General features: G+C 70.6%; 6 protein-coding genes. 4 read left to right on the plus strand and 2 right to left on the minus strand.

Annotated elements, in window-relative coordinates; genetic code table 11:
* Window positions 1-1,458: DHA2 family efflux MFS transporter permease subunit (locus HKK72_RS34810; RefSeq protein ID WP_187238663.1), on the minus strand; the 1,458-nt coding region annotated here is incomplete at its 3' end.
* Window positions 1,455-3,083, minus strand: coding sequence for an AMP-binding protein (locus tag HKK72_RS34815; protein WP_187238664.1), 1,629 nt, complete (start codon window positions 3,081-3,083; stop codon window positions 1,455-1,457). The genes HKK72_RS34810 and HKK72_RS34815, both read right to left, overlap by 4 nt.
* A gap of 165 nt (window positions 3,084-3,248) precedes the next feature.
* Here HKK72_RS34815 and HKK72_RS34820 point away from each other — a divergent pair, with 165 nt between their 5' ends.
* The 4 genes from HKK72_RS34820 to HKK72_RS34835 are packed head-to-tail and all read left to right on the plus strand — an operon-like array spanning window position 3,249 to window position 5,970.
* A complete protein-coding gene (locus HKK72_RS34820) occupies window positions 3,249-4,145 on the plus strand; it encodes a sulfotransferase (RefSeq protein WP_187238665.1) in 897 nt (298 codons plus the stop codon).
* A 1-nt stretch (window position 4,146) separates the two neighbouring features.
* A complete protein-coding gene (locus HKK72_RS34825; RefSeq protein WP_187238666.1) occupies window positions 4,147-4,941 on the plus strand; it encodes an SDR family oxidoreductase in 795 nt (264 codons plus the stop codon).
* A 4-nt stretch (window positions 4,942-4,945) separates the two neighbouring features.
* Window positions 4,946-5,794 carry a family 3 encapsulin nanocompartment shell protein gene (locus tag HKK72_RS34830; RefSeq protein WP_187238667.1) on the plus strand — a complete coding sequence of 283 codons (849 nt, stop codon included), beginning with the start codon at window positions 4,946-4,948 and terminating at the stop codon, window positions 5,792-5,794.
* A 2-nt stretch (window positions 5,795-5,796) separates the two neighbouring features.
* Window positions 5,797-5,970 carry a hypothetical protein gene (locus HKK72_RS34835; RefSeq protein WP_187238668.1) on the plus strand — a complete coding sequence of 58 codons (174 nt, stop codon included), beginning with the start codon at window positions 5,797-5,799 and terminating at the stop codon, window positions 5,968-5,970.
* The last annotated feature ends 4 nt before the right edge of the window (window positions 5,971-5,974 follow it).

Raw genomic sequence — 5,974 nt, forward strand, 5'->3', positions numbered from 1 at the left:
GCCACGAGAACCGGGAGGCGGCGCGATCTCCGGCGCGGCCGGATCCGATTGTTCAGTCCCGGCCGACGCGCCCTGCCGTGAGGGCGTAGCGCCGGGTACGCGCAACCGTGCGGCCACCAGGCCGAGCACGACGCACAGACCGGCCATCGTGCCCCAGACGACTCGGTAGGCCCCGGCCGAGCCGACCGGCTCGCCGGAGAGGATCAGCGCCACGCCCGAGAGACCGATCACCGCGGCGCAGGCGCGGGAAGTGACCGAAAGCGCCGTGCCGGTCGCGAGCCGGTCCGACGGCACCTCGGCGACGGCTGCGGCGCTGAGCGCGTTGATCAGCATCGTGATCCCCGCGCCCGCCATCAGCAGGGCGGGCAGCACGACACCGGCGTACGAGGTCCGCGGACCCGCCATCGACGCCAGTGTAAGTTCGGCCGCCGCCAGCAGCAGGACCCCTGAGAGCGCCAGGGTCCGGTGCCCGAACCGGCTCATCAGCCGGCCGGCCACGATGGCGATCGCCGCCTGCATCACCGGGCCGGGAGTCAGCGCGAGCCCGGTCGCGGCGGCGTCGCGTCCCTGGACCTCGGCGAGGAAGATCGCAATGGTGATCGTCCAGGTGAACATGACCAGGCCGAGCAGGAACATGGCGAGGTTGGCCCGGCGGGTGCCGGGCGTCCGGAGTATCCGCAGGTCGACGACGGGCGCGGCATGCCGCCTCGTACGGCGCACGAACAGCACGCTCACGATGACACCCGCGGCGAATGCCGCTGCGGTCCGCGGACTCACGATCCCCCAGTCGTGGCTCTGCACGACGGCCAGTGAGGGCAGTCCGATCGCGGCGACCAGCAGTCCCGCACCGAGCAGATCCGGCAGCCGCCTGGTCGGCCCGGTGGCCGGGTCGGTGGCCGGGTCGCGCGGCACTGCCCGCCAGGTGCCGATCAGAACGATCAGGCCTATGGGCAGGTGCAGCAGGAAAATCGTCCGCCAGCCCCATGCCGACACGAGCCCCCCGCCGAGCGCCGGGCCGGACGCGATGGCGATCGACTGGCTCGCGCTCCACAGCCCGATGGCCGTGCCCTGCCGTTCCCCCGGGAAGCACGGCATGATCAGCGCGAGCGCGAGCGGGGTCATCGTGCCGCCGCCGATGCCCTGGACCACCCGGGCCGCGATCAGGACGCCCGGCGACGGTGCGACGGCGCACACGGTCCCGGCAGCCACGAACACGGCCAGCCCCGCCAGGTAGATGCGCCGGTGCCCGAACCTGTCGGCCAGCCCCCCGGCGGGCAGCAGCGCCGCCGTGAACGTGATCGTGTAGCCGTTGAAGACCCACGAGAGCTCTGCCAGGTCGCTGCCTGGAAAGTCGCGCAACATGGCGGGGAACGCCACGTTGACCAAGTGCGAGTCGATCGCGGCGAGAAAGACGCCCGTACAGAGAACGAACAGGACCAGCGGCCGCCGAAAGGTCACGTTCCGGCGTAGCGCTGTTGGAGCTCGACTTTGCGTATCTTTCCGGTGATGGTCTTGGGCATGGCATCGACCATTTCCAGCCGTTCCGGCCAGAACCATTCCATCATTTCGGCCTCATTGAGATAACCGCGCAACTCACTCAGTGTCGGCGGCTCGGTAGCCGGCGTGACTACCGCGCACACCATTTCGTCCGCGTTGACGTCCGGAATGCCGATCACCGCCACCTCGCGGACCTTCGGGTGCCTGGCGAGGACCGCCTCGACCTCGGTCACCGGCACCGGGAAGCCGTGCCTCATGACGAGGTCCTTGGCCCGGCCGACGAGCCGGATCCCGCCCCGCCCGTCCGGGCGGGCGAGATCACCGGTGTCGAACCAGCCGTCCTCGTCCAGCACCGCCGCGTAGAGCTCGTCCCGCTGGTAGTAGCCGAGGCACTGGGTGGCGCCCCGGACCCACAGCCGGCCAGCCCCGTCCGAGCGCCCGGGGAGGGGGTCGATCCGCACTTCCATGCCGTCGATCGGGCGCCCGTCGCTACTCGCCGCCCAGTCCTCCGGTTCATCCGGTCTGGTCATGGTGACCGGGCCGTTCTCGGTCATTCCCCACAGCGCGAACACCCGTACGCCGAACGCCTTCTTGATCTCGGCCACGAGGTGCGGTGCGACCGGTGCCGAGCCCGTCACGACGTGGCGCAGGCCGCCGGCGGCGCGGGCGCGCGTGCGCTGGGCGTCGAGCAGGTCGAGCAGGTAGGTCGGGGTGGAGTAGAGGAACGTGACGCCGTGCCGCTCGATCAGATCGAGGTAGTCGGGACCGGTCAGGTCATCCAGAAAGGCCATCGTCCCACCGAGCATCAGCGGCATGAGCATGCCCTGAACAAGCCCGGAGTAATGGGTGTAGATCGACGCCACCGACATGACCAGGTCGGCGCCGAGCCCGAACACCTCCGCCTCGCCGCGGATCGCCGCGTAAAGCGTGTTCTGGCTGTGCACCGCCCCCTTCGGCTCGCCCGTGGTGCCCGAGGTGAAGAGCACCAGGCACGGATCGTCCGGGCCGAGCCCGCGGCCGTCCGGGCGATGCCGCTCCTCCCAGGGCGTCGCGAAGATGTGCGGCTCGAACTCGAGCGAGCCGGTCGGCGGCTCGTCGCCCGGCGCCACGTCCGCGACGAGGACGTGCTCGAGAGCGGGCAGACTCTCGGTCAGGCTGACACCGATCTCGCCGAGCGGCACCGAGTCCCACTCCCGCATCGTGATGAACACCCGCGCCTCGGTGAGCCGGAGCATGTGCTCGAGCTCGCGCCTGCGATACTCCGGCACCAGCGGGCACAGCCGCGCGCCCGCGCGCATGCAGCCGAGGACCAACGGCGCCAGCTCCCATCGGTTGCGCAACTGGACCGCCACGACGTCTCCCGGGGCCACGCCCAGGTCGATGAGCGCACCGGCACAGCGTTCGGTCAACAGGGACAGCTCCGCGTAGTCCAGCACCCGAGTGGTGTCCCGGCCGACGTTCCTCGCCACGACCGCGCGTTTGCCCGGCTGAGCCCGAACGGCCTTGCGCAGGTCATCGAGGAAAGTCTCGTCCCGCCACCAGCCGTGTCGCCGGTACTCGTCCTGCGGATGCCGCGGGTTCGTCATGACGCTTCCTTTGGTCCGTGAATTCGCGAGTGGACGTGGAGGCGGACGAAGCTCTCTTGTACCGGTATCAAGCGTGGCAAATTTGGGGCTGCTTTCAACGCAAGATCGTGTTTTCATCGTGTTTGGACAAACACCAAGACCTATTCCGGTCACTTCGGGGGCGGCATGTCTCTAACGGTGTTGTACATCACAGGCTGGTGTCGGAGCGGAAGTACGGTGCTGGGCAACGTACTCGCAGAGACGCCGGGGGTATTCCACGCAGGTGAACTGCGTTTTCTCTGGCTCAATGGTGTTCTCGGCACCGGCAGCAACGGGCGCTGCGGCTGTGGCGCCGATCTCGCCGCCTGCCCGCTCTGGTCGGACGTGCTGAACGCGGTCCGGCCGGCGGGCCGTACCCCCGCCGAACACGCCGCCGACGTGGTCTCGTGGCAGGCCACGTGCCGTACCCGACATACCTGGCGAGTACGGAACCGGCCTGCGGTCGGCCGGTGGCCGGAGACGCTGGCCGCCACCTACCACGCGATCGCCGCGGCGACGGGCGCCCGGGTGGTCGTGGACAGTTCGAAGTACGCCTCGGACGCCGCGCTGATCGCCCACCTCGACGGCGTCCGGCCCGCCTACGTGCATCTCGTCCGCGACCCGCGTGGAGTCGCCTGGTCCTGGCTGCGCCCGAAGGACTACACGGGCCGGCGCGGCGTGCTGAACAGCAACTGGCACTGGATCGGTTTCAACCTCGCGGCCGAGGCCGTCGGCAGAGCGCACCCCGAGACGTACCTGCGGATGCGCTACGAGGATCTCACTCATGACCCGCGCGCCGCGGTGGCCCGGGTGCTGGAGCTGATCGGCTCCCCCGGCGCGGTCAACCCGGTGGCCGCCGACGGTGCCGTCGAACTGGGCGACAACCACACCGTGACGGGCAACCCGAACCGGTTCGCCCGAGGGCCCACCGTGATCCGCGAGGATCTCGGGTGGCGTTCCGGACTGCCGCGCGACAAGCGGATGCTGACCACCGTGATGACGTTTCCCCTCCTACAGCGGTACGGCTACCTGAGGGACATGTGACGTGGATCTGGGACTCACCGGCAAAGAGGCGCTCGTCGCCGGCGGCTCATCGGGAATCGGCCTTGCGACCGCGCGGGAACTGGTACGGGAAGGTGCGACCGTCGCCATCTGCGGCCGGGACGCCGGCCGGCTGTCACGGGCCGAGTCCGAGCTCAACGCCATCGCGGGCACGCGCGGCGGAGCGGGGACCCGCGCCTGCACCGCTACCGTACTGGACATCCGGGACGCCACTGGCGTCCGTGACTGGGTCGAGCGCACCGCGGCCGAGCGCGGCGCGCTCCACATCGTCATGACGAACGCCGGCGGCCCGCCCGCCGGTAGCACCGGCTCGTTCGGCCTGGACGACTACCGCGCCGCGGTGGAGCTCAGCCTGGTCGCGCACATCGGCCTGGTCCAGGCGGCGCTTCCGCACCTCCGGCGCGCCAAGTGGGGCCGGGTGCTGATGGTCGCGAGCGAGACCGTACGCACCCCGATCCCCGATTACGCGCCGTCCAACATCGTCCGGCCCGGCCTGGTCGGCTACGCGAAGACGCTCGTCCGCGAACTCGGCGCCGCGGACATCACCGTGAACGTACTGGCCCCCGGCTACACGGCGACGGCGCCCCTGCTGGACGGGCTGGACGGGGACGTCGAGACCGCGCTGCGGCGGGTCGCCGCCGCGGCGGGCATCCCGCTGGGCCGGGTCGCGCGGCCCGAGGAGGTCGCCGCCATGGCCGCCTTCCTGGTGAGCGAACGAGCCGGCTTCGTCACCGGCACCGTGCAGGTCGTCGACGGCGGCCGGGCTCTGGGGGTGTGAGTCGATGACAGAGGTCGGCATGTTGCTGGACGACCCCGAGCTGAACCGGCGCAGCCCGGGAGAGGAGTTCGCCCTCGCCTACGCGCGTTCGGGATCCGCGGCGCGAACCGAGCTGAGGGCCGCGATCAGCGATCTGTTCCCTCCTGCCAAGCGCCGACCGCGCCTCACCGTCCGCCATCTGCTCCGCAAGGCCGTCGTGACCGCCGACGAGGTGACCGTCTTCAGGGAACATGCCGAAGCGGTCGACGAGACGACCGCCGCACCGGAATGGGACTTTCGGTCCGGCACCACCACGGCGCGGGTGCAGACGATCCGGGCCTCGGTTCCCGTGCCGGCCGAGATTCTGCGGGATCCCGCCGCACTCGCCGCCTTCGTGGACTTCCGGCTGCTCGTCCGGCTGGGCACCGCGGAGAACGACGCGCTGCTGAACGGGGCGGGCGACGAGGGGATCCGCGGGCTGCTCCGCACCCCGGGGATCCGTCGCCGCCAGGCGGCCGGATCCAGGGCGGAGACGCTGCTCGCGACTGCGGCACTGTGCGAGTGGTACGGCGGCTCGGCCGACGGGATCGTGATGCATCCGAACGACTGGTGGCCGCTGCTCACCGAGGGAACGCTGCTCGACCGGCTCGCCGGCCAGGGCGTCAAGATCAGCCGTACCCGGATGATCCCCGCGGGCTCTGCGCTCGTCGGTGACTTCACCGCGGCCGCGACGCTGCTCGACCAGCGCAGCTCCACGATCCTGCTGGAGCCGGCGGCCGGCGCGTCCGGCCTCGTGCTGACCGCCGAGATCCGCGAGGCGCTGGGCGTTCACCTACCCGGTCATTTCGTGCTCACCGACCTGCCGAGAGGCTGACCATGCGACCTGAAGAGGCGGCGCTGCGTCGGCACACCCACCGGATACGCGAGCACATCGTCGAGATGTGCTCGGGTCCGGAGGGCGGGCATCTCGGCGGGTCCATGTCGCTGGCCGAGATACTGCCGAGTAGCCGGGGGCATCTCAGCCCCCGGCCCTCACAGATCCGGACGTGAACCT

It is taken from the genome of Actinomadura sp. HBU206391, from assembly GCF_014323665.1.
GTDB lineage: Bacteria > Actinomycetota > Actinomycetes > Streptosporangiales > Streptosporangiaceae > Actinomadura_C.